A 749-nucleotide genomic window follows, 5' to 3' on the forward strand; every position below is an offset into this window, starting at 1 on the left:
GGTAAATATTTCAGAGCTTCAGTTAAAGCCTTGCGCACTGATTCTGCCTTTGCATCAGGTAATGTTGCCAAGATACAGAGCCGTGTATTTCGTTCAATAAGTGTTGCTATCGAACTTTTATTGTCTTTACCTTTAATTAAATCAGCTTCCCAATGACCCGGTATTTTTCTTTCTTGAACTTCGGCTGGGCGCTCATGAATAGTTTTAATATCCTGTAATATAGAATCTTTTTTAGGTTCACCGTTAGCTTTTCGCTTTTTATTTTCATGACGCAGACAGGATAATAAGTCTTTTTTCAACTCACCCTTTGGTAATGCTCGTATCGTTGAATAAATCGTTGTATGGCTTACATTCATTGTTTGATCCAAATCAGGAAATGTCTTTAAACGCTTTGCTATTTGCTGAGGAGACCATAAACAACGGATCGCTTCAACAATAAATTTCCAGAGGATTGAATCGATTTTGAGTTTTCTGTGACCACGTCTACGTCTAGCGAAGGTGTTATCAGAAGCATATTGAGCTTGATAAACGTCATTGATGCTATTTCTTTTAAGCTCACGATAGATCGTACTAGGATGTCTTTTAATGAGTTCAGCAAATTTTCTGGCTGAAAAGCCTTCTTTTCTTGACTCAAGCATTAATGCAGTACGATCTTCAAAGTTAAGATGATGGTATGACAATTTTATATACTCCATAAACCCTTTAAATTAATTAGGTGGTTTATGTCGCACTTCAAGTTTTACTCTGCC

1 protein-coding gene is annotated in these 749 nt (G+C 36.4%); it reads right to left on the reverse strand.

Annotation, left to right across the window (positions count from 1 at the left end):
- Positions 1–695 (reverse strand): IS30-like element ISAba125 family transposase (locus tag WFH18_RS17590; RefSeq protein ID WP_442892501.1); only part of this gene is annotated, 695 nt, incomplete at its 3' end.
- Between the last annotated feature and the right edge of the window lie 54 nt (positions 696–749).

The organism is Acinetobacter sp. USHLN143 (assembly GCF_037145695.1).
Taxonomy (GTDB): domain Bacteria; phylum Pseudomonadota; class Gammaproteobacteria; order Pseudomonadales; family Moraxellaceae; genus Acinetobacter; species Acinetobacter fasciculus.